Annotated in this window: 18 protein-coding genes and 1 pseudogene; 8 read left to right on the top strand and 11 right to left on the bottom strand. The window is 67.0% G+C overall.

The window, feature by feature from the left end; all coding sequences use genetic code 11:
- Positions 1-98: 98 nt before the first annotated feature.
- The 5 genes from gltB to J6U32_RS18140 all read left to right on the top strand — a co-directional run bounded on the left by gltB (position 99) and on the right by J6U32_RS18140 (position 10,969).
- Positions 99-4,670 (top strand): glutamate synthase large subunit, encoded by a 4,572-nt coding sequence (gltB, locus tag J6U32_RS18160; protein ID WP_208796190.1) that lies wholly within the window; start codon positions 99-101, stop codon positions 4,668-4,670.
- The gene (locus J6U32_RS18155) at positions 4,663-6,168 is read left to right on the top strand and encodes a glutamate synthase subunit beta (RefSeq protein ID WP_014360295.1); all 1,506 of its coding nucleotides are present in this window, start codon (positions 4,663-4,665) and stop codon (positions 6,166-6,168) included. Before gltB ends, J6U32_RS18155 begins: the two co-directional genes overlap by 8 nt.
- A 200-nt stretch (positions 6,169-6,368) precedes the next feature.
- A complete protein-coding gene (pyk, locus tag J6U32_RS18150) occupies positions 6,369-7,802 on the top strand; it encodes a pyruvate kinase (RefSeq protein WP_208791546.1) in 1,434 nt (477 codons plus the stop codon).
- A 303-nt stretch (positions 7,803-8,105) separates the two neighbouring features.
- Entirely contained in the window at positions 8,106-8,984 is an 879-nt protein-coding gene (locus tag J6U32_RS18145) for an acyl-CoA thioesterase (RefSeq protein ID WP_208791545.1), read from the top strand.
- A 152-nt stretch (positions 8,985-9,136) separates the two neighbouring features.
- Positions 9,137-10,969: an AMP-dependent synthetase/ligase gene (locus J6U32_RS18140; protein ID WP_208791544.1), complete on the top strand. Its 1,833-nt coding sequence runs from the start codon at positions 9,137-9,139 to the stop codon at positions 10,967-10,969.
- Here J6U32_RS18140 and J6U32_RS18135 read toward each other — a convergent pair.
- From J6U32_RS18135 to J6U32_RS18125, 3 genes are all read right to left on the bottom strand, one after another.
- Entirely contained in the window at positions 10,927-11,631 is a 705-nt protein-coding gene (locus J6U32_RS18135) for a DUF998 domain-containing protein (RefSeq protein WP_208791543.1), read from the bottom strand. The genes J6U32_RS18140 and J6U32_RS18135 overlap by 43 nt on opposite strands.
- A gap of 170 nt (positions 11,632-11,801) precedes the next feature.
- A complete protein-coding gene (locus J6U32_RS18130; RefSeq protein WP_208791542.1) occupies positions 11,802-12,122 on the bottom strand; it encodes a hypothetical protein in 321 nt (106 codons plus the stop codon).
- 107 nt (positions 12,123-12,229) lie between these two features.
- The gene (locus J6U32_RS18125) at positions 12,230-12,787 is read right to left on the bottom strand and encodes a TetR/AcrR family transcriptional regulator (protein WP_244332115.1); all 558 of its coding nucleotides are present in this window, start codon (positions 12,785-12,787) and stop codon (positions 12,230-12,232) included.
- A gap of 117 nt (positions 12,788-12,904) precedes the next feature.
- Between J6U32_RS18125 and J6U32_RS18120 the strand changes: the two genes are divergently transcribed.
- The gene (locus tag J6U32_RS18120; protein ID WP_208791541.1) at positions 12,905-14,080 is read left to right on the top strand and encodes an oxygenase MpaB family protein; all 1,176 of its coding nucleotides are present in this window, start codon (positions 12,905-12,907) and stop codon (positions 14,078-14,080) included.
- Here J6U32_RS18120 and J6U32_RS18115 read toward each other — a convergent pair.
- Together J6U32_RS18115 and J6U32_RS18110 are read right to left on the bottom strand one after the other, a co-directional pair.
- Complete coding sequence (locus tag J6U32_RS18115) at positions 14,026-14,970, bottom strand: MBL fold metallo-hydrolase (RefSeq protein WP_208791540.1); 945 nt, start codon at positions 14,968-14,970, stop codon at positions 14,026-14,028. The two genes, J6U32_RS18120 and J6U32_RS18115, sit on opposite strands and share 55 nt — an antisense overlap.
- Before the next feature lie 3 nt (positions 14,971-14,973).
- Positions 14,974-15,791, bottom strand: a pseudogene (locus tag J6U32_RS18110) (SDR family oxidoreductase).
- Between the two features lie 178 nt (positions 15,792-15,969).
- On the opposite strand from J6U32_RS18110, the gene J6U32_RS18105 reads away from it, so the two are divergent.
- Positions 15,970-16,362 (top strand): YchJ family protein, encoded by a 393-nt coding sequence (locus J6U32_RS18105; protein WP_208791539.1) that lies wholly within the window; start codon positions 15,970-15,972, stop codon positions 16,360-16,362.
- 31 nt (positions 16,363-16,393) lie between these two features.
- Here the strand turns inward: J6U32_RS18105 and pcaC are convergent, their stop codons facing one another.
- From pcaC to pcaH, 4 genes are read right to left on the bottom strand one after another with little or no spacing between them, the layout of a single operon-like run.
- On the bottom strand, positions 16,394-16,741 hold the full coding sequence (gene pcaC, locus J6U32_RS18100; protein ID WP_244332986.1) for a 4-carboxymuconolactone decarboxylase: 348 nt from the start codon (positions 16,739-16,741) through the stop codon (positions 16,394-16,396).
- A gap of 32 nt (positions 16,742-16,773) precedes the next feature.
- On the bottom strand, positions 16,774-17,979 hold the full coding sequence (locus J6U32_RS18095; RefSeq protein WP_208791537.1) for a lyase family protein: 1,206 nt from the start codon (positions 17,977-17,979) through the stop codon (positions 16,774-16,776).
- Positions 17,980-17,982: 3 nt separating this feature from the next.
- Positions 17,983-18,534 carry a protocatechuate 3,4-dioxygenase subunit alpha gene (gene pcaG, locus J6U32_RS18090; RefSeq protein ID WP_208791536.1) on the bottom strand — a complete coding sequence of 184 codons (552 nt, stop codon included), beginning with the start codon at positions 18,532-18,534 and terminating at the stop codon, positions 17,983-17,985.
- Positions 18,534-19,316, bottom strand: a complete 783-nt coding sequence (gene pcaH, locus J6U32_RS18085) for a protocatechuate 3,4-dioxygenase subunit beta (protein WP_208791535.1) — start codon at positions 19,314-19,316, stop codon at positions 18,534-18,536. Before pcaH ends, pcaG begins: the two co-directional genes overlap by 1 nt.
- 84 nt (positions 19,317-19,400) lie before the next feature.
- Between pcaH and J6U32_RS18080 the strand changes: the two genes are divergently transcribed.
- The gene (locus J6U32_RS18080; RefSeq protein WP_208791534.1) at positions 19,401-20,153 is read left to right on the top strand and encodes an IclR family transcriptional regulator; all 753 of its coding nucleotides are present in this window, start codon (positions 19,401-19,403) and stop codon (positions 20,151-20,153) included.
- 57 nt (positions 20,154-20,210) lie between these two features.
- On the opposite strand, the gene J6U32_RS18075 is transcribed toward J6U32_RS18080, so the two are convergent.
- On the bottom strand, positions 20,211-20,843 hold the full coding sequence (locus J6U32_RS18075) for a DUF2461 domain-containing protein (protein WP_208791533.1): 633 nt from the start codon (positions 20,841-20,843) through the stop codon (positions 20,211-20,213).
- Between the two features lie 36 nt (positions 20,844-20,879).
- Positions 20,880-22,193: an ATP-binding protein gene (locus J6U32_RS18070; RefSeq protein ID WP_244332113.1), complete on the bottom strand. Its 1,314-nt coding sequence runs from the start codon at positions 22,191-22,193 to the stop codon at positions 20,880-20,882.
- Between the last annotated feature and the right edge of the window lie 131 nt (positions 22,194-22,324).

The raw sequence follows: 22,324 nt of genomic DNA, 5'->3' as shown, positions 1-22,324 counted from the left end.
GCGGCAGCCCATACCCGCGACCGACGTAGTGCTCCACGGGCCAGCGCTGTCCCAGGACATCATGCATGCGATTCGTCACGAATCCGGTGGAGGTATTGATGTTGTTTTCGGCGCTCCCTGCCAAGCAGGGCCTGTATGACCCCGAGGCCGAGGTCGATTCCTGTGGCGTGGCGATGGTCACCGACATTCACGGTCGACGCTCGCATGCGATCGTGTCCGACGGGTTGCTGGCGCTGGAGAATCTCGAACATCGTGGCGCGGCGGGCGCCGAGGCCAACAGCGGTGACGGCGCCGGCATCCTGATTCAGTTGCCCGACGAATTGCTGCGCGCGAGTGTCGATTTCGAGCTTCCTGCGCCGACCGCGTCGGGTGATAACACCTACGCTGCGGGCACCTGCTTCCTGCCGAGGGACCCGGACCTGCGCTCGACGGCGATCGCTCGGGTGACCGACCTCGCGGCCGCGGAGGGCATCACGATCCTCGGTTGGCGCGAGCTCCCGGTCGACGCCGACGGTGCCGATATCGGCGAGACCGCACTCGACTGCATGCCGCACATGGCTCAGCTGTTCGTCACCGTCGACCCCGGGCCGGGAGTCACACGCATCGGTGGCATCGACCTCGACCGGGCGATCTATCCCTTTCGCAAGCAAGCCGAGCGGGTGACCTCGGAGATCGACGCCGAGGGCACCGGCCTCTACTTCCCGTCGCTGTCGAGCCGCACGATCGTCTACAAGGGCATGCTCACCACGATGCAGCTGCCGCTGTACTACCCGGATCTGCGCGACGAACGGTGCATGAGCGCGATTGCCATCGTCCACTCACGTTTCTCGACCAACACCTTCCCGTCGTGGCCGCTCGCGCATCCGTTCCGATTCGTCGCCCACAACGGCGAGATCAACACCGTGCGCGGCAACCGCAACCGGATGCGCGCGCGGGAGGCCCTGCTGGAGACCGACCTGATTCCCGGTGACCTCAAGCGCGCGTTCCCGATCTGCACGCCGGAGGCCTCCGACTCCGCCTCTCTCGACGAGGTGCTCGAGCTGCTGCATCTCGGCGGACGCAGTGTCGCCCACGCAGTGATGCTGATGGTCCCCGAGGCCTGGGAGAACGTGCCGTCGATGGATCCCAAACGACGCGCCTTCCTGCAGTTCAACGGCTCGCTCATGGAGGCGTGGGACGGGCCGGCGTGCGTCACCTTCACCGATGGCACCGTCGTCGGTGCGGTCCTCGACCGCAATGGCCTGCGCCCGGGACGCTGGTGGCAGACCCGCGACGGTCGGGTGATCCTCGCCTCCGAGGCCGGAGTCCTCGACGTTCCTGTTGACGACGTCGTCTCCAAGGGTCGGCTCGAGCCGGGCAAGATGTTCCTCGTCGACACCGCCGCCGGTCGGATCGTCCCCGACGAGGAGGTCAAGGGCGACCTGATCAACGCCGAGCCCTATGACGAATGGCTGCACGCGGGTCTGCTCGACATCGCGACGTTGCCGCCGCGACCGGTCTACAAGCCGAATCACGACACCGTCGTGCGGCGGCAGGTCTCGTTCGGATACACCGAGGAGGATCTGCGTGTCCTGCTCACGCCGATGGCGGCCTCCGGCTACGAGCCACTCGGCTCGATGGGTACCGACACCCCGGTTGCGGTGTTGTCCAAGCGTTCTCGCCTTCTCTACGACTACTTCGTGGAACTCTTCGCCCAGGTCACCAACCCGCCGTTGGACGCCATCCGTGAGGAGATCGTCACCTCGATGGCCCGGGTCATGGGGCCCGAGCAGAATCTGTTGCGCCCCAACGCGGCATCGTGTCGTCAGATCCTGTTGCACTGGCCGGTCATCGACAACCACGATCTGGCCAAGCTCGTCCACATCGACGACGACGGCGACAACCCCGGACTGTCGGCCAAGGTGCTCCACGGGCTCTACGAGGTCGCCGATGGTGGGCCGGGATTGGCTGCGGCACTGGAGGATCTGCGGTTGCGCGCCAGCCAGGCGATCGCCGAGGGGCACCGGACCCTGGTGATCTCCGACCGCCACACCGATCGCGAACACGCACCGATCCCGTCACTGCTGGCGACCTCCGCGGTGCACCACCACCTGGTCCGCACCAAGGAACGCACCAAGGTCGCGCTGGTCGTCGAGTCCGGTGATGCCCGCGAGGTCCACCACATCGCCCTGCTCATCGGATTCGGTGCGGCCGCGGTGAATCCGTATCTCGCACTGGAATCGATCGAAGATCTGATTGCGCAGGGCGAGCTGATCGGGGTGGCCGCCAGCAAGGCCATCCGCAACTACGTCGAGGCACTCGGCAAGGGTGTGTTGAAGGTGATGAGCAAGATGGGTATCTCCACCATCAGCTCCTACACCGCCTCGCAGGCATTCGAGGCCGTCGGACTCTCCTCGGCGGTGGTCAAGGAGTACTTCACCCGAACCGTCTCCCGCATCGAGGGTGTCGGACTCGACGAACTCGCCGAGGAGGTCCGGATGCGCCACCACCGGGCGTTCCCGGAGAATCCGACCGAGCAGGTGTATCGCCGACTCGAGGTGGGCGGCGAGTACCAGTACCGCCGCGAAGGTGAACTGCACGTGTTCACCCCGGAGACGATCTTCCTGCTGCAGCACGCCACCAAGACCGGGCGCGACGACGTGTTCCAGAAATACTCCGACGAGGTCGACCGCCTCCAGCGTGAGGGTGGCACGCTGCGCGGTTTGTTCGAACTCGATCTCGGCTCGTGCGACCCGATCCCGCTCGAGGAGGTCGAGCCGGCCGAGGAGATCATGAAGCGCTTCAACACCGGCGCCATGAGTTACGGGTCGATCTCGGCCGAAGCGCACGAGACGATCGCGATCGCGATGAACCGCATCGGTGCCCGGTCGAATTCCGGGGAGGGCGGCGAGGACGTCGACCGGCTCTACGATCCGGAGCGACGCAGTGCGGTCAAGCAGGTGGCCTCGGGCCGGTTCGGTGTCACCAGCGATTATCTGATCAACGCCACCGACATCCAGATCAAGATGGCGCAGGGCGCCAAACCCGGTGAGGGTGGCCAGCTTCCGGCATACAAGGTGTATCCGTGGATCGCCAAGACCCGACATTCGACGCCGGGTGTGGCACTCATTTCGCCGCCGCCGCATCACGACATCTACTCGATCGAGGATCTCGCCCAGCTGATCCACGACCTCAAGAACGCCAATTCGCAGGCGCGAATCCACGTGAAGCTGGTCAGCGCAGTCGGCGTTGGCACGGTCGCCACCGGCGTGTCCAAGGCGCATGCCGACGTCGTGCTCATCTCCGGTCACGACGGCGGCACCGGTGCCTCGCCGCTGACCTCACTCAAACACGCCGGCACGCCGTGGGAGATCGGTCTGGCCGACGCGCAACAGACGTTGATGCTCAACGGTTTACGTGATCGCATCACCGTCCAGTGCGACGGCGCGCTGCGCAACGGCCGGGATGTGATCATGGCCGCGTTGCTCGGTGCCGAAGAATACGGATTCTCCACCGCGCCGCTCATCGTGACCGGCTGCATCATGATGCGTGTGTGTCACCTCGACACCTGTCCGGTGGGTGTGGCCACCCAGAATCCGCAGCTGCGTGCGCGGTTCAGTGGTCAGGCCGAACACATCGTGAACTTCTTCCGGTTCATCGCCGAGGACGTGCGGAAGTATCTGGCGCAGTTGGGTTATCGGACGCTCGACGAAGCGGTCGGCCAGTCGCAGCGATTACACACCGATGCCGCCGTCGCGCATTGGAAGAGCAAGGGCCTCGATCTCAGCCCGATCTTCCGTCGGATCGAGGACAAGGGTCCGACGCGTCGGGTGCGCGGCCAGGACCACGGACTCGACAAGGCGCTCGACCAGACGCTGATCCAGCTCGCCGAGGGAGCGCTCGAGGACGCACATCCCGTCACCTTGGAACTGCCGGTACGCAACGTGAATCGGACGGTGGGCACGCTGCTCGGCGCCGAGGTCACCCGCCGCTACGGTGCCGCCGGTCTCGCCGAGGACACGATCACCGTCGAGCTGACCGGCTCGGCCGGCCAATCCCTGGGTGCATTCCTGCCGCCGGGGGTGACGATCAAGCTCAGTGGCGACACCAACGACTACGTCGGAAAAGGCTTGTGCGGCGGCAAGATCGTGGTGGCGCCGCACCCCGATGCCTGGTTCATCGCCGAGGATCAGGTCATCGCAGGCAACACCATCCTCTACGGCGCGACATCCGGGCAGGTGTATCTCCGCGGCCGCGTCGGTGAGCGGTTCTCCGTGCGCAACTCCGGTGCTACCGCCGTGGTCGAGGGCGTCGGCGATCACGCCTGCGAATATATGACCGGTGGTCGGGTGGTGATCCTCGGCCCGACCGGACGCAACATGGCGGCCGGCATGTCCGGCGGGATGGCCTATGTCTACGACCTCGACCCCGCCAAGGTCAACATGGCGATGGTCGAGCTGATGCGCCCCGACCCCGACGACCTGCGCTGGCTCCATGAGCACATCACCATCCACACCGAGCTGACCGGGTCGGCGATCGGGGCGTCGATGCTGGCCGACTGGCCACGACGGTGCCTCGCGTTCACCAAGGTCATGCCCACCGATTACAAGCGTGTCCTCGACGCGGCCCAGATGGCCGAAGCCGAAGGGCGCGACGTTGATTCAGCGATCATGGAGGCGGCACGTGGCTGATCCGCGCGGATTCCTGGAGGTCTCGAAGAAGGAGGCCCGATACCGGCCGGTGGCCGAGCGCATCCGGGACTGGGGCGATGTCTATGAGCACGCCGACAACCCGATCAAGGTGCTCTCCGAGGTGAGCGATCAGGCCCGCCGATGCATGGATTGCGGTATTCCGTTCTGCCACTCCGGAACCGCAGGCTGCCCGCTGGGCAATCTCATCCCGGAATGGAACGACCTCGTCCGACGCGGACGATGGGACGCGGCAAGCGAACGCCTGCACGCGACCAACAATTTCCCGGAGTTCACCGGAATGGTGTGCCCGGCACCCTGCGAGGCGGCATGCGTGCTGTCGATCTCGGAGAACACCACCGGCGGCAGCGTCACCATCAAGCGGATCGAGAAGACGATTGCCCACGAGTCCTGGGCCGAGGGGATCATCGGGCCCGAGCCGCCCGCCCTCAAGACCGGTAAGTCGGTTGCCGTGGTCGGCTCCGGACCGGGCGGCCTCGCCGCCGCACAGCAGCTGACCCGCGCCGGACACGACGTCACCGTCTACGAGCGTGACGACCGGCTGGGTGGACTGCTGCGCTACGGCATCCCCGAATACAAGCTGCAGAAGTCCGACATCGACCGCCGTATCGCCCAGATGCGCGCCGAGGGAACAGAATTCGTCACCAGTTGCAACGTCGGCACCGACCTGTCGGTGGCGGAGCTTCGCGAGCGCCACGACGCCGTCGTCCTCGCGATCGGTGCGATGGCCGCCCGCGACAACCCGGTACCCGGCCGCGACCTCAACGGTGTGCACCTCGCCATGGAGCATCTGGTTCCGGCGAACCGGGAATGCGAGGGCGACGGAGAATCACCGATCACCGCCAAGGGCAAACACGTCGTCATCATCGGTGGCGGCGACACCGGTGCCGACTGCCTCGGCACCGCGCATCGGCAGGGAGCGGCCTCGGTGGTCCAACTCGACTACAACCCCGAACTGCCCTCCGATCGCGACGACACCCGATCCCCGTGGCCGACCTGGCCGCTGGTGATGCGCACCTCCAGCGCGCACGCCGAAGGCGGCGAACGCAAATATCAGGTGGCAGTGCAACGATTCGTCGGTGACGAACACGGCAACGTCACCACGATGGTTCTCGCCGAAGTCGCCGTCATCCGCGAATCCGACGGCCGACGGGTGATCACGCCGGTCAGTGAAGAGTTCGAGATCCCCTGCGAACTGGCGCTTTTCGCGATCGGATTCGAAGGTGTCGAACGAGGACCGCTACTCGACGGGCTCGAACTCGCACCCAACGGACGCGGCGCGTTGTCCTGCGGCAGCGACTGGCAAACCGACGCCGACGGGGTATTCGTCTGCGGCGATGCGCACCGCGGTGCGTCGTTGGTGGTGTGGGCGATCGCCGAAGGTCGTTCGGCGGCAAGGTCGGTCGACGAATACCTGATGGGTGCTTCCGATCTCCCGTCACCGGTCCGCCCGGCGGCGCTACCACTTTCGGTGCGTTGACAATTGGCCGGGTCCGCCGTCGCGATCGCGACACAGCCGTCGGGCGGCGCGCCCGGAGTGTGACCCCGATCGGGCTGAACAGAATGAAACGGTGGCGCCGCCACTGACCTCGGGGGAGTGGACGAACGCGGTGTGGCCGGGTGATGACCAGTGGTCGCCACCGATAGAGATGCTGATCCGACACGACTAAGGTGAGCACCGTGACACGTCGTACCAAGATCGTCTGCACCCTGGGTCCCGCCACCAACTCCGAGGAGCGTCTCAAAGAGCTCGTCGAGGCGGGCATGGATGTTGCTCGACTCAACTTCAGCCATGGCAGCCATGAGGACCATCGCACCGTCTACGAACGTGTGCGTCGCGCGGGCGATGCCGCGGAGAAGGCCGTGGGCATTCTCGCCGACCTACAAGGACCCAAGATCCGACTCGGCAAGTTCGTCGACGACGGCGCACTCAACGGACAGGTCATGTGGGCCACCGGAGAAGAGGTCCGCATCACCGTCGACGACGTCGTCGGCACCCACGATCGCGTCTCGACGACCTACAAACAACTCGCCGAAGACGCCGAAGCCGGAGACCGCCTCCTCGTCGACGACGGCAAGGTCGGACTGAAGGTCACCGCCATCGACGGCAACGACGTCGTCTGCGTGGTCACCGAAGGCGGTCCGGTCAGCAACAACAAAGGCCTGAACCTGCCGGGCGTCAAGACCTCGATCCCCGCCCTGAGCGACAAGGACATCGCCGACCTCGAGTTCGCGCTGGAACTCGGCGTCGACCTCGTCGCCCTTTCCTTCGTGCGCAGCCCGGCCGACATCGAACTCGTCCACGAAGTGATGGACCGCGTCGGCCGACGCGTTCCGGTGATCGCCAAACTGGAAAAGCCCGAAGCCGTCGACAACCTCGAAGCCATCGTGCTGGCCTTCGACGGCGTCATGGTCGCCCGCGGTGACCTGGGCGTCGAACTGCCGCTCGAGCAGGTTCCCCTGGTGCAGAAGAAAGCCATCCAGATGGCTCGCGAGAACGCCAAACCGGTGATCGTGGCCACCCAGATGCTGGACTCGATGATCGAGAACTCCCGGCCCACCCGCGCCGAGGCCTCCGACGTCGCCAACGCCGTCCTCGACGGTGCCGACGCCGTGATGCTCTCCGGCGAGACCTCCGTCGGCAAATGGCCGATCGAGACCGTGCAGACCATGACCCGCATCTGCGTGGCCGTCGAAACCGGCTCACGTGACGTGCCGCCGCTCTCCCACGTCCCCCGCACCAAACGCGGCATCATCTCCTACGCCGCACGCGACATCGGAGAACGCCTCGAGGTCAAGGCCATGGTGGCCTTCACCCAGTCCGGCGACACCGTCCGCCGACTGGCACGGCTGCACTCCCGTCTGCCGCTGCTCGCGTTCACACCCACCCAGGCCGTACGCAGCCAACTCGCCCTGAGCTGGGGAACCGAGACCTTCATCGTCGATCACGTCGACACCACCGACCACATGATCGACCAGGTCGACCACCAGCTCCTGCGCATCGGTCGGCTCAAGGACGGCGACGTCGTCGTCATCGTCGCCGGCGCGCCGCCCGGTACCGTCGGATCGACCAACATGATCCACGTCCACCGGATCGGCGAACAAGACCACTGAGCTATTTGCGCGGACTCCGTCCGCGCGTGCCCTGCGAGCTGGAGGCACCGCGCCTTCCTCCTCATCGCATTGTCGCTTCGCTCCTCGCTCTTCGTCGTGCAGGCACGGCGCGCTCGCCGGGCAGTGGGTTGGGTGCACACGGGCGCGCTCTTCATCGTGCAGGCGTGGCGCGCCCGGTGAGCGGGGGGTGAGCCGCTGACGCGGGCCCACCCCCTGTCGCACGGGCACGCCCGGTGAGCGGTGGGCCGTGCGCGCCGCGGTCCCGGTGACCGCCGGACACGCGGGGGTCCCTAGTCTGTTCGCATGACTGCGGACCCCACCAGCGACCTCGGCAAGCTGCTCGAACTGCTCGACGTCGAGCAGCGCGACGCCGACCTGTTCATCGGGCAACACCCCGAACAGAAGACGGCGCGGACCTTCGGTGGGCAGATGCTCGGTCAGGGTGTTGTGGCGGCAGCACGCACCCTGACCCGCGGCACTCCGCCGGTCCACGCCCTGCACGCGCACTTCATCCGCGGCGGCAACGTCAACGAGCCGATGGAGTACCACGTCGACCGGTTCCGGGACGGCAAGTCTTTCGCGAATCGGCAGGTCACCGCCAAACAGAAGGGTGAAGAGATCTTCACCATGCTGGTGGCGTTCCAGGACAATTCGGCCGGTCTCGAGCACGCGGTGGAGATCCCGCAGGTGCCCTATCCGGAGGAATTGCCGCCCCTCGGCGAGCATTTCAAGGGTTTCGAGGACCGGATCGCGACGTTCGTCGACGCACTGCACCCGATTGACATCCGATTCGCCAACGATCCGTCGTGGAAGATGCGTGAGGCGGGGGAGAAGCTGCGCGACAACCGCGTGTGGATGAAGACCGACGGCCAGATGCCCGACGACCCGATCATGCATGTGGCCGCCATGTGCTACGCCTCCGACACCACCGTCCTCGACTCGATCATCACCACACACGGCTTGTCGTGGGGAATCGATCGACTCTTCGCGGCCACCGTGAACCACTCGATGTGGTTCCACCGCGACTTCCGCTTCGACGAGTGGATGCTCTACGCGACCCGGTCTCCGGTGGCAACCGGATCGCGCGGGATGGGCTCGGGACGGTTCTGGATGAGGGACGGAACGCTGGCCACCTCCGTCGTGCAGGAAGCGCTCATCAAGTACTTCCCGCCCAAGAAGTAGCCTGCGCCGCCCCACTGCACCGGCGTGAAACCCCGGCCGAGCTGCCGACTTTACCTTCTCATTACCTTTTCCGCCGATCGGCTGTGCGCTCCGACGCCCGCGGCTAGTGTGATGTGCGTCATCACCCACACCAGTCTCGTCGGGGGTCATCCATGTCCGAATCCGATCCGATTTTCTTCCCACACGAGAGTGGCCGCGAGGTGGCCACCCTGCCCGAGGCGTTCCAGGCGACGGTCGGTATGCGTCCGACCGCGATCGCGCTGCGCACCGTCGGCGGCATCCGGGAGATCTCCTGGGCCGAGTACGGACGCCGGGTCGAGGCGATCGCCCGCGGTCTGGCCGCACTCGGTGTCGGCCCCGGCGACACCGTGGGCATCATGCTGACCAACCGGCCCGAGTTTCATCTCGTCGACACCGCAGCGCTGCACCTCGGTGCGGTGCCGTTCTCGATCTACAACACCAGCTCCCCGCAACAGATCGAGTACCTGTTCGGCAATGCCGGCAACGCCGTCGTCGTCACCGAGCAGATGTTCGTCCCGGCGGTCCGCGCCGCATCCACCGCGGTGACCACCACGATCGTGGTGGACGGGCCGGCCACCGGCGCGATCACGCTGGACGACGTAGAGCAATCGGGCGCAACGGATTTCGATTTCGCGGCCGCATGGCAGACGGTACGGCCCGATGATCTGGCCACCATCATCTACACCTCGGGCACCACCGGTCCGCCCAAGGGTGTCGAGATCACCCACCGCAACATCATCTCCGAGTTGGCCTCACTGGCCGAGGTCGTCGACGTCGGCTTCGACGACCGCGTCATCTCCTATCTGCCCGCCGCACACATCGCCGACCGGGTCTCCTCGCATGCGGCCAACATGGTGCGCGGTATCCAGGTCACCACCGTCCCCGATCCGCGGGAGATCGCTGCCGCGCTCCCCGAGGTGCGACCGACGTTCTTCTTCGGGGTGCCCCGCGTCTGGCAGAAGATCCGGGCCGGCATCGAGGCCAAACTCGCCGAGGAAACCAGCCCGGTCAAGAAGAAGCTGGGTGCCTGGGCGATGAAAACCGGTGCTACAGCAGCGCAAGCGCAGCTCGACGGCCGCTCGCCGAACGCGATCGCCGGCGCCCTGCACGCCCTCGCCGACAAGCTCGTCCTGCAGAAGGTGCGGTCGGCGATCGGCATGGACCAGCTCACCTTCGCCGGGTCGGGTGCTGCCGCGATACCGCCGGAGGTGCTGCAGTTCTTCCTCGGACTGGGGATACCGGTGCTGGAGGTGTGGGGCATGTCGGAGACCACAGGCGTCTCGACGATGACCACGCCGGAGAACATGAGGATCGGAACCGTCGGCAAGCCGGTATCGGGTGTCGAGGTCACCCTCGCCGACGACGGGGAACTGTTGATCCGGGGGCCGGTGGTCATGCGCGGCTATCGCAAACAGCCCGACAAGACGGCCGAGACGATCGACTCCGACGGGTGGCTGGCCACCGGTGACATCGCCGAGATCGACGCGGACGGCAACGTGCGGATCGTCGACCGCAAGAAGGAACTCATCATCAACGAGTCCGGAAAGAACATGTCGCCCACCAACATCGAGAACGCACTGAAAGCGGCGTCCTCGTTGATCGGGCAGGTCGTCGCGATCGGCGACGCCAAACCGTTCGTGTCGGCGCTGCTCGTACTCGATCCCGACGCCGCGGCCGCCCGTGCGAAAGCGCTGAACATGCCCGACGCCGACGTCGCAGCCCTCACCGGGCATCCGCAGGTTGTCGAGGAGGTCATCGGCGCGGTCCGACTCGGCAACGGTCGACTCTCCCGTGTCGAACAGGTCAAACGATTCACCATCGTGCCCGAGGCGTGGGAGCCCGGCGGCACCGAACTCACCCCCACGATGAAGTTGCGGCGCAAGCCCATCGCCGACAAGTACGCCGAGCACATCGAGTTGCTCTACGCCGCCGACGCCGGTGAGGGCGTGATCGACCTTCGCTGAACGGCCACGGCAGCGCCCCACACCACCAGATACAGCGTCATGCCGCCGATCTGAATGCGTTGTGCGAGCCCCAGCAGCCAGTCGCCGGACAGGTTGTCGGCGGCCAACATCCATACCGTCGCGACAGAGATGACCACCAGGATCGCCAGGCCGAGCAGGCGCAGCACCGGCCAGATCGGTGTCCGCCAGGCCGCGACCACGCCGAGGATCATCGCGATGAAGATCGCGAACACCGCCGCACTGCTGGTGAAGGCGTGGATGTGATGCAGTTGGGGCAACAGCCCACTCGGCTCTGACGGGCAATTCGGGTCGACGTGCGGAATGCACTCGATGGGCGACAACGCGTCGGTGATGGTGGACACCCCGAATACCACGAGCGAGACGAGCGCACCGCGGGCGAAGCCGCCGGCCACTGCGGGACGAGGAACGAACGCCAGCACCCCGGCAAGCATGGCGCATACCGCGGTGATGACGTCGCCGTACACGTAGACCAGGCGATGCGGGCGGTGCTCCGCGTCGAGTTCACTCATGAAGCTGCGGAGCGGATCCAGAGGCGAGGCCCAGAAGAACTCCAGCACCCACGACGAATAACAGACGCCTGCGGCGGCGATGAGGATGCCGACGACGATCAGGCGCGGCGACAGCTCCCGGACAGACAGCACCTCGTCAGGTTATGCCATCGGTGTTCACCCACTGTCGACGCCACGTTCGCCGGTCGCATGCCGTATCGACGTCCGCCCCGAACCAGCATGCGAATCCGGCCACGATGGCGACGGTGCGTACGGTGCGGGAGATCTCACGTCACTGAAGGCTGGCACGCGCTCCCCGGGAGTCAGGCGACCTGCCGGTCGGCGGAGTGGACGTCGTGCAGTTGTCCGGCCGGGTCGACGACCATGATCACCGGGCCCATCGTGTCGGTGGCGCGTTCGATCAGCTCGTCGATCTGCGTCGGATCGGCCGGATCGCAGACGACCGCCCAGACCCGGTCGTGGACGGCGGCGTCCACATAGGAGACGAGGTCGCGGGTGTGGCGTCCGGCGACCACGGCGTTGCGGCCCGAGCGCAGGACCTGGTCGATGACTGCGCGAGACCGCAGCGAGCCGTCGGTGACGACGAGGACGGTGTCGGTGTAGGAGTGCTTCGTGGTGTGCATACCGATCATCACACTGCGCGCAGCTGGGACGGCACCGCGATCACGCTGGCAGTTGGCTGGACGTCGCGTGGTGGGTCGCCGTGGCGGTACAACGGGGTGATCAACGATCAGGGAATCGCGAAGGCCGCCAACAGCATTCGTGCACAGGTGTCGACCAGTCGCCGGCGATCGGCGGTTGCCGGGCGAGCCAGGGCCACGCGGAGACACAGGCTCGCGGTGGCACCCATGGTGAGGAACACCAGATCGTCGAGCTCCGCGGGCGACAGATCCGGGCGCAAGCGCGTCGGGAGGATGCGTCCCAGCGGGATCAGCGGCGCCTCGATCTGCGCCCATGCCGACCCGAACTCTGCGCTGTCACCTGCCAGCGAGGCCGCGATCACCGGCGCGTGCCGCTCGAACGAAGAAGTGAGGGCATCGACCACGGTGGTGATCGCGGCGAATGGTTCGGCGTCGATCGCCTGCCCGATGCCGACGGCGAGGTCCGTGCTGATCTGCTGGATCGCTTCCTGCCGGAGATCGAACAGGATGTCGCCGACGTCGGCGAAGTAGCGATACACCGTCCCGATGCTGACATCGCAGTGATCTGCGATGTCCTGGGTTGTCGGGAGACTGTCGGGCCGCTCGGCGAGCAACGTCGTGGTCGCGTCCAACAGGCGCCTGCGCATCGCGATGGCACGCGGCTGACGCGGCGCGACGCGCGTGCGGCGCCCGCGGCGGAGCGGGCAGGGGTTCGGGCCATGAAATGAATGGTAAGTGAGGATTCCTCGTGTTTGCCTGGTGTCATGACTCTTGTGCCGCCCACCGAGCTCGTGAACACCGACCAAGCCCGCACGTTGTACGGACACGCGGGAGACACCTGGATCGCCGCCATGTGGCGTGCCGATGATCTCGCCGACGCCGTCGTCGCCGAACGGGGGTCCGCCGCTCTGATCCACCCGGCTCTCGCCGACGGCATCGGCTCGCTGACCGGCGCGCCACCGGCACTGGTCGCGCTGTTCGATTCGCTCGAGCGCGAGCCCGACTGGCTCGACCACGATCGTTGCGACCGCGCCGCCGACGCCCTCGTGCGGCACTTCCCGGCCATGGCTATCGTGCTGGGGGCGGCCTCGTTGCTGCGCGGCGCGGGCAACAGTATCGCGGGCAAACCGTTGGCGCTGACCGGGCGGTACTCGACGATGCCGGGCGTGCGTTCGGTGGAGGTCGGCGAATGGTTGCGCCGGGTGCTGACGCCGGGTGGGATGCGGCGCGGCGGTGAGGGTTTCGCCTACACGGTGCGGGTGCGGATGATCCACGCGCACGTCCGGGCGCATCTGCTGCGCACTGGTTCGTGGGAGCATGAGGCGTGGGGCGTCCCGATTCCGCAGCCGTACATGGCATTCACGCTCGCCGAGTTCGGGCACATCGCGATCGAGGCGATGGGCACGCTCGGGCTACGTTTCACCGCAGACGAACTCGACGACATCTATCACCTGTGGCGTTACGTGGGTCATGTGATCGGCATGGACGACGACCTGAATCCCCGAAACGAGGCCGATCACCGGCGGATCGAGGAACTGTACCGATTGACCTCGCCCGGCCCCGATGCCTACGACCGCGAATTCGTCACCGCGCTCAACGCCGACTATCTGATTCCCGAGTTCGCCAACACCATGTCGTTGCCGCAGCGGTGGCGGGTGCCGGTCGCCACGGCCGTCATGGAGGGATACGAGCGGGTCTTCCTCGGTGATGCCGACGCCGACGCGCTCGGCATCCGTCGTCGCCGGATCGCCCGGCTGCTACCCCGCTTGTCCGGGATCATGCACCTCATGACCCGTGCACAGATCCGCCGCGCCGGTGGACTCGAGGAGTTCACCCGACGCGCCTATACCGACCGGGACACCGAGATGGCGCGCATGCGTGCCGCCTACGCGATGACCCACGACATGGTCGATACCGCACCGGACCGGGTCTGCGTCTGATCGACGCCCGTATGAAGCCCGGTCTGCCCGTCGCCGATCGCGATCACCGCGCCCGCGGCGTGGAGGCGCTCGAGGTGCAACTGGGCGGTCCGACGCTCCACCGATCGCACCCACGGGGCCTCGACATGTGGCCGATACACCAGCCGGTGTGTCACGATCTCGTCGAAAGTCCGTGGCTGTCGCAGGAATTCGAGTAACCGATCCTCGCGCTCGAGGATCCGGTCGCGGTAGGCCGCGAGGCGCGTACCGAACTCGGGGCGTCCGGTCACCACCCCTTTGTGGTGGAAGGTCCCGTACCAGCGGGCGTCGATCTCGGCGACCCGGTCGATGGAGGCGAGGTAGTCCTCGAGACTCGACCCGAGATCGCCGTACATCGGCCCGAACGAGGTAAGGTCGATGTCGGCGACGTAGAGAAACCCGGCCGGCTCGATCAGCACACCGCAGTGCCCGGCGGTGTGTCCGGGCAGATGGATCACCGTCGCGGTCTGGTCGCCGAGATCGAAGGTGTGGCCATCGGTCACGCCGACGACGCCGTCACGAACGGCCGGCAGGTGGTACTCGTCGGTCAACTCCGCGGTCATCGCGTCGACGACCTCCGGGTCGAGTCCGTAGCCGGCGATCAGCGTGTCGAGGGAGCCGACCGCGGCAGCGTCGTGACGGTGGGCGAAGGTGTCGGCGGTGAAGTGTCGCAGTCCGGCGATGTGGTCCTCGTGTGCGTGACTGATCATCACCGCGTCGGCGCCGACGGGGTCGTCGTCGAGGGCGAGTGACGGATCGATCACCAGAACAGCGTCCGATCCGCGAACCACGACGGTGTTGCCGTACGGTAGGACGCCGCCGTTGTCCGCCGTCAGTACATCGACCGCACCGAAAGCGGTGACACTGTACATTTTTCAGCTCTGGGCGGTCAGGGAAGCGACCACGCCGCCGTCCACGAGCAGGTCGGTGCCGGTGACGAACGACGATTCGGGGCCCAGGAGGAAGGCGGCCGCGGCGGCGATGTCGGACGCGGTGCCCACCCGTCCGGTGCCCGAGCCCTCGATCATCGCTCGCATCGTCTCGCCGCTGGCGCCGGCGAGTTCCTGGCGACCCATCGCCGTGGCGATCACGCCGGGAGAGATGCTGTTGATCCGGGCGCCGCGGGCACCCCAGGTTCGGGCAGCCGCGCGCACGTGAACGTGGTTGGCCTGCTTGGCGATTCCATAGGCGAGCGCCGGATTCGAGGCGACGTCACCCTGCAGGAATCCCAATCCGAGCAGATCTTCTGCGGCGGTGGTGGCCAATGCTGCGGCCTGATCGGCCGGCAGCGGCCCGAACATGTGCCCGGCCATGCTCGCGATCACCACACCCGCACCGCCGTGGGTGATGACCTTGCCGAAGATGTCCAGCGACAGGGCGACCCCGAGGAGATCGACTCGCAGGATCGCCTCCGCGCTCGCCTGCACCGGCGACAACCCGGCCGTGTGGACGACCTGTTCCACCGCGCCGAGCCCGGATGCGTGCTCGGCCAGCGCCCCAACGAATCCGCCGACGCCACATCGACCGGATGGCCGGAGACGTCGAACCCTTCGCCGTCGAGAGTGTCGACCTGCGCGTCGAGAGCGGTCGTATCGGCATCGGCGAGCACCACCCGTCGTCCGCCACCCTGTCGGCGCGCGATGGCCACACCCATGCCCCCGGTTCCGACGACGACCACGACACTGCGGCTCATTGCAGACCCTCTCACCGTTGACTTCAGATCACCTGGTGTTGCCGAATCTTCCGGCCCCCGGCGGGGATGTCAAGAGGCGGGGATGTCAAGGGGCGGCATGTCTGGGGACGGAATGTCACCGACCGTGGACCTTGCTGCGACCCCGGGACGGTGCGACCGGGCGGATACGCTGGCACTCATGCGTGTGGTGTCATCCGATGGGCGGTGCCCGTGTACCTCCGGGCTGACTTTCGGCGAGTGCTGCGGACCGCTTCTCGAGGGTCGGCGGCGCGCACCGACCGCACAGGCATTGATGCGGTCACGATTCACCGCGTTCGCCGTCGGTGATCGGGAGTACCTGCTCGCCACGTGGCATCGACGCACCCGCCCAGACGATCTCGAGCTCGACGACGAGATCGACTGGTATCGCCTCGACGTCACCGAGACCTCCGGTGGTGGCCCGTTCGACGACGTTGGAGAGGTGGCCTTCGTCGCCCACCACCGAATCGACGGAGCGCGCCGGACGATGTCCGAACACAGTCGCTTCGTCCGAGAGAACGGCCGCTGGTACTACGTCGATGCGCTGGCGTGAGGTGATCGGTCGCGACGGCCGCGGCGAAGATTCAGATCTCCTCGGCCAGCACGGATGACGCGATGCGGAAAGCCGAATTGGCATCGGGCACCCCGCAATAGATGGCGCTCTGCAGGATGACCTCCTTGATCTCATCGACCGTGAGTCCGTTGCGGCGGGCGGCGCGGATGTGCATGGCGAGTTCTTCGTGATGGCCGCGCGCGATCAACGCGGTGAGCGTGATCATCGACCGGCTGCGTCGGTCCAGTCCGGGCCGCGTCCAGACCGTTCCCCAGGCATAGCGGGTGATGAACTGCTGGAATTCCTCGGTGAGGCCGGTGCTGGCGGCGTTCGCCCGATCGACATGGGCATCGCCGAGAACCTCACGGCGGAACGCCATTCCGGCGTCGTAGGGATCGGTGTACGGATCGGTCACGGGCTGACTCCTTCGAGGTAGCGGTGTGCGCGCGCCACGACGTCGTCGACCAGGGCGGCGGTGGCGCCGAGATAGTCCGGCGACGCCGCGTGCCCGGCCAGACGCGACATCGTCTCCTGCTCGGTCAGAATGCCTTGGGCCGAGACGAGATTGGCGTCGGCGCGGTCGGGATGGAACTGTAAACCGGTCAGCAACTGCGCGGCCTGGGCGCCGGCGGTGACGGTGTGACGGCTCAGGGTGCGCAGCGTCGACCACTCGGCGTGCCACCCTCCGTCGGAGCGTTCGTCGATGCTCGACGCCGACGCGGCATGCAGGGTCGCGGCGAGGCCCGGTGCGACCAGCGCGGCCCGTCGGAGCAACACCGTGAGGACGGGATTGTTCTTGTGCGGCATCGTCGACGACCCGCCACCGCCGCCCTCGGTGAACTCGCCGATCTCGGGACGTCCGGCGACCGCCAGGTCGCCTGCGAGGTGGCCCCATGCGTCGCAGCAGGTCGCCAGGGCGTCGCCGATGCGGGTGACGGGGGCGCGCGTGGTGTGCCACGGCGGCGAATCGGCCAGACCGACGGTGTCGGCCGCTGCGGACACCAGCGCACGCGCGGCCTGCACCGAACCGGCCAATTCGACCTGCGCCGCGAGAGTGCCTGCGGCGCCGCCGATCTGGACGGGAATCGGAGGGAGAGCGGCCAGGGTGTCGGCGGCGTCGAGGATGGCGGTGAGCCAGACGCCGAACTTGCGGCCCGCGGTGCCCGGCAGTGCGGGCTGGGTCAGGGTGCGGGTGAGCAGGGGAGCGTCACGGTGCGCGTCGATCAGTGCCAGCAGCGCCCGCACCTGCGACCGCACCTGCTGCTCGATGCGGTGCAGGACGTCACGCACACTCATCATGAGTGCCGTGTCGAGGGTGTCCTGACTGGTCAGTCCCCGATGCAGCCACGCCGAAGCGGCGCCGTCGGTGCGCGACCGCAGCAGCGACACCAGCCCGCTGACGGGATTGCCGTCGGCCTCGGCACCGACGGCGATGGTCGTGAGATCGTCCGCCCCGACGAGCGGACGGAGGTCTGCTGCCGCCTCCGCCGGCGCCGCACCGTTGCCGACAAGTGCTGCCAGCCAAGCATTCTCGACCTCGACGAGGGCACGCAAGAGCGCTTCGTCGCTCATCAGGTCGCCTGCGCGGTGATCACCCGGCCAGAACAGATCGCTCAACGTCTATTGCCCCGGGTAGTGGAGAAAGACGGTCTCGTCGGCGCCCTGTAGGCGCAGGTCGAAACGGAATCCGTCGGTGTCGGCCGCGGCGATCAGGGTGGCGCGCCGGTCCGTGGGCACGCCGGCGAGGAAGGGGTCGGCCTCGGCGAGTGGACCTGGCAGGTAGGCGCGGGTGAACAGCCGGTGCAGCAGGCCGCGACCGAACACGGTGATCAGGAAGTAGGGTGCCGCGCCGTCGATCGGTCCGGGTTGGACTGTGCTGAACGAGTATTCGCCGGCGTCATCGGTGGCGCAGCGTCCCCAGCCGGTGAAGGTCCACCCGTCTCGGCGTAGCGATCCGGCTCGCTGCACGACGGTCCCGTCGGCGTCGGCCTGCCAGAGTTCGAGCAGTACATCCGGGATGGGTTGGCCGTCGCCGTCGGTGACGAGTCCGTGCAGGCGGATCGAGCCGGGGGAGCGTGGCGGCACCAGCTCGTTGTCACCCTCGAACGGCAGTGCGTACCCGTAGAACGGCCCGATGGTCTGAGCGGGTGTGGGCGGCAGCAGGGCGGTCATCAGTTCTCCTCGTCGTCGAGCGGGGTGCGATTGCTGCCGGCGAGCACGATGTCCCAACGGTAACCGGTGGACCATTCGTGACTGGTGACGTCGTGATCGTAGGCGGCGACGAGTCGCTCGCGTGCCTTCGCGTCGACGATCGACTGGTAGATCGGGTCGAAGGGGAACAGCGGGTCGCCCGGGAAGTACATCTGGGTGATCATCCGCTGCGTGAAATCGGTTCCGAACAGCGAGAAGTGGATGTGCGCGGGCCGCCACGCGTTGTGGTGGTTCTTCCACGGATAGGGGCCGGGTTTGATCGTGGTGAAGCGGTAGTTGCCGTCCTCGTCGGTCAGGCATCGCCCGACGCCGGTGAAGTTGGGGTCGATCGGCGCGTGGTGCTGGTCCCGTTTGTGGATGTAGCGCCCGGCCGAGTTCGCCTGCCAGATCTCCACGAGTTGGCGACGCACCGGCCGGCCCTGACCGTCGAGTACACGACCGGTCACCACGATGCGCTCGCCGATCGGCTCGCCGCGATGCGCGATCGTGAGGTCGGCTTCGAGCTTGTGGACATCACGTTCCCCGAACACCGGCGAGCACAGTTCGAGGGTCTCCGGATCGGCGTGGTGCGGGTCCTTGGTCGGATGGCGCAGCAGGCTGCTGCGATACGGCGGATAGTCCAGACGCGGCTGGGTCTCCTCGACGCCGGCGTGCTGATACGCGGTCTCGATCGCGGTGATCTCACCACTGATCTCCCGCTGGCTCGCCGACGCGCTGTCGGGGTTGGTGTTGAGGGCTGTCATGTGGATCACAGTAGGTCGGCCGAGGTGATCCGGGAAAGGGTAGGCTTCCGCTGAGCGGAAAGCCTCTGTCGGAAGGAGCTCCCCATGGCCGGCAACACGTCCGTCGCCGGGGCCACCGTCACCTCGCGGGTCCTGGCGATCATCGGGGCATTCGACGAGCGCCATCGGGTGCTCACGCTCAGCGAGCTCGCCCGGCGATCGGGGCTGCCGGTGGCGACCACGCACCGACTCGCGGCCGAACTCGTCGTCGGGGACGCGCTGGCACGTCGTCCCGACGGCCGGTTCGTGGTCGGTCGACTCCTGTGGGAGGCCGGCCTGCGGGCACCGGTCTCCGGCCGACTCAAGCAGGTCGCGGAGCCGTTCCTGCACGACGTCTATGCGGCGACGCTGGCGACCGTGCACCTCGCCGTCCGTGACGGAGCCCAGGTGCTCTACGTGGAGCGGATGGCCGGGCGCGCCTCGGTGCCGATCGTCAGCACCGTCGGCAGTCGACTTCCGTTGCACTGTACCGGCGTCGGCAAGGTGCTATTGGCGCATGCGCCGGATGATGTTGTCGCAGAATCGATGTCGACACTGGTGCGGATCACCCCGCACACGATCACCTCACCGGAGGTCCTTGCACGTCAACTCGAGGACATCCGGGTACGCGGATACGCCACCACCAGCGAGGAGATGTCGCCGGGAGCCTGCTCGTTGGCAGTGCCGGTGATGCCGGTCAGCGATCCGGCGTCGGTGGTCGCGGCCATCGGGGTCGTGGTACCCACGCTCAAACGAGACCGCAATCGGCTGCTGGCGGCTCTGCAGGTCGCTGCCAGTGGTATCGGGCGGCACCTGTGATCGCGGCACGAGCCGCGGTCGCAGTGTGGCGGCGCTGCGGACACACCCAGGGTGTCCTCACGCATTGCCGTGTCGCAGAATCCATTCGATCAACGGTGTGGTGGTCCGCCAGTCGACCCGAATGCGGTCGACGAGATCGGCGGTGTGGATGACCGGATCGAATCCGTAATCCCGCATGACCGTGATCGTCTTATGGCGCAGGAGATCGATCCGCGGATGATCCCGGTCGAATCCCCGCGGCGCGGTCTTGAGCTTGTCGCCGCCGACTTCCCAACCGGCGTCGGACAACTCATCGACGATCCGCTCCAGCTCGGTTCCACTGCGCTCGTTGACGATCGCGGCGCGTATGGCGGTGAGCCGATCGGCCGAGGTGTCGTAGATACCCCCGCCGACCCGGACCCCGGGCGCCCCGATCTGCACGTAGTACCCGGTGGCCGGGGCGACCGCGACGTATGCGCCCTGATGGGTCTTGTAGGGCGACTTGTCCTTGGCGAATCGCACGTCCCGATACGGCCGGAACAGTTTGGCCTCGCCGAACTCGTCGGCGAGGTCTGCGGTCAGCGCAGCCATCGGCTCGGCCACGGCCGAGGCGTACGTGGCCTTGTGCGCCGCCCAGAACGCCTTCGTGTTGTCGATCTCGAGATCGTCGTAGAAGTCCAACGCAGCCTCGGGAAAACCTGTGAAGCCCATGACGTCAGCTTAGGACGCCGACCCGGAGCCCGATGGTCACAGTCGTGCGAGCTGGTCGATGTCGTCGAGGAAGTCCGCGACCACATCGGAGGCGACGGTCGCCCGCGTCGCCGAGAGGGCGTTGAGGTAGTCCGCGGTGGACGGGCCGTCGGAGTCCTCCGGCGCGTCGTCGCGCAGAGCCCGTTCGAGGGCGTCCTGCGCTGCTCGCCGGGCAGCGTACTCGATATCGGCAGGTGTCAGACCGTCGCTGGCCACCACGAGGCGTTCCACGTCGACCCCTCGAGCGGCGGGCGGCAGATACCTACTCCAGATGGCCGTCCTCGCCTCCCGGTCGGGCAGACCGATCGGGATGACGTAGTCGAAGCGTCCGTGCCGCAGGAACGCGGTGTCGAGGGCACGGATGAAATTCGTCGCGCAGATCAGCAATCGTCCTGGACTGGAACGAAACTCGGGAATGAGCTTGAGCAATTCATTGGTCACGCCCTGTCCGGCATGGGCAGGTTCGCCGGTGCGCCGGGACGCGATCTCCTCGACCTCGTCGATGAACACGACCACCCGGTTGATCTCGGCGATTCGACCGAAGGTGTCTCGTAGTCCTGATGCGAGGCCACCTCCGTCCCCGGCCAGCCGAGAGGGGAAGACCTCGACGAACGACCAGCCGAGCCGTGCGGCGACCGCCTTGGCGAAGGTGGTCTTCCCGGTTCCCGGTGGCCCGAACAGGATCACCGCCCGGGGCGGCACGACACCGAACCGCACGGCGAGATCGGGCCGGTCGAGTGGGGTGATCAGCCGCAGTTCGAGCAGTTCCTTTTCCCGGTGCATGCCGCCGACGGCAGTCCACAGATCCGGTGGAAGAGTGTGGCCGCCCAGCTCACGGAGCACGGCGAGCTCGTGCGCACTGACGGTAACCATCCGCTCCAGGTATCGCAGGTTCTCCCGCGCGGAGAAGCCCTCCCGCACGTAGTCGTCGAATCGTGCCTCGTCGCTGGACACGATCGCCGAGAGACGGTCGAGTCCGAGCGGCCCCATCTTGCGAGCCAGATGATTCACCAGAGCACTTGCCACCGTGGAATCGTGACGACTCGGTGTCACGCCGAAGAACACGATCCACCCCTGAGCGTGCGCGGCCCGGCCGACGATTGCGCCGACGACCGTTTCGTTGTCGTCGACAGCCACCAGAGCATGGTCCTCACGGCAGGAGGCGAGCACCTCCGAGAGTGAGTAGACGGCGTCGGCGGGCCGCGTCACGGTCCTCTCCCACAGATCGACGATCCCGTCGATGTCTCCCGGGTGGAAATCCCGGGTGTGCGGTGGTGGCGGTGTGGGGTCATCGCTGATCGTGGAACTCATGTTCTGCCTTCCGCTGTATCGATGAATCGCCACAGCCTAGGGGTTACCCGCGGGTTGGACCAGCGAATTCCGAGGTGCCCGGAGAGCGGCATTCGTGCTGGTGGGCGGTGTCGCGACGAGGAGCCGGACCG

This window comes from Gordonia polyisoprenivorans, from assembly GCF_017654315.1.
Classification (GTDB): domain Bacteria; phylum Actinomycetota; class Actinomycetes; order Mycobacteriales; family Mycobacteriaceae; genus Gordonia; species Gordonia polyisoprenivorans_A.
The sequence above is the reverse complement of the archived record's forward strand: the minus strand, read 5'-3'. Positions and strand labels throughout refer to the sequence as shown.

Bases quoted from the DNA above. Each gene is read 5' to 3' on its own strand.
- J6U32_RS18080 (WP_208791534.1), top strand. From the start codon at position 19,401: ATGGCCGGCAACACGTCCGTCGCCGGGGCCACCGTCACCTCGCGGGTC.
- J6U32_RS18145 (WP_208791545.1), top strand. From the start codon at position 8,106: ATGACTGCGGACCCCACCAGCGACCTCGGCAAGCTGCTCGAACTGCTC.
- J6U32_RS18140 (WP_208791544.1), top strand. From the start codon at position 9,137: ATGTCCGAATCCGATCCGATTTTCTTCCCACACGAGAGTGGCCGCGAG.
- J6U32_RS18130 (WP_208791542.1), bottom strand. From the start codon at position 12,122: ATGCACACCACGAAGCACTCCTACACCGACACCGTCCTCGTCGTCACC.
- J6U32_RS18070 (WP_244332113.1), bottom strand. From the start codon at position 22,193: ATGAGTTCCACGATCAGCGATGACCCCACACCGCCACCACCGCACACC.
- J6U32_RS18105 (WP_208791539.1), top strand. From the start codon at position 15,970: ATGCGTGTGGTGTCATCCGATGGGCGGTGCCCGTGTACCTCCGGGCTG.
- pcaH (WP_208791535.1), bottom strand. From the start codon at position 19,316: ATGACAGCCCTCAACACCAACCCCGACAGCGCGTCGGCGAGCCAGCGG.
- pcaG (WP_208791536.1), bottom strand. From the start codon at position 18,534: ATGACCGCCCTGCTGCCGCCCACACCCGCTCAGACCATCGGGCCGTTC.
- J6U32_RS18115 (WP_208791540.1), bottom strand. From the start codon at position 14,970: ATGTACAGTGTCACCGCTTTCGGTGCGGTCGATGTACTGACGGCGGAC.
- gltB (WP_208796190.1), top strand. From the start codon at position 99: ATGTTGTTTTCGGCGCTCCCTGCCAAGCAGGGCCTGTATGACCCCGAG.
- pcaC (WP_244332986.1), bottom strand. From the start codon at position 16,741: ATGGCGTTCCGCCGTGAGGTTCTCGGCGATGCCCATGTCGATCGGGCG.
- J6U32_RS18075 (WP_208791533.1), bottom strand. From the start codon at position 20,843: ATGGGCTTCACAGGTTTTCCCGAGGCTGCGTTGGACTTCTACGACGAT.
- J6U32_RS18120 (WP_208791541.1), top strand. From the start codon at position 12,905: ATGACTCTTGTGCCGCCCACCGAGCTCGTGAACACCGACCAAGCCCGC.
- J6U32_RS18125 (WP_244332115.1), bottom strand. From the start codon at position 12,787: ATGCGCAGGCGCCTGTTGGACGCGACCACGACGTTGCTCGCCGAGCGG.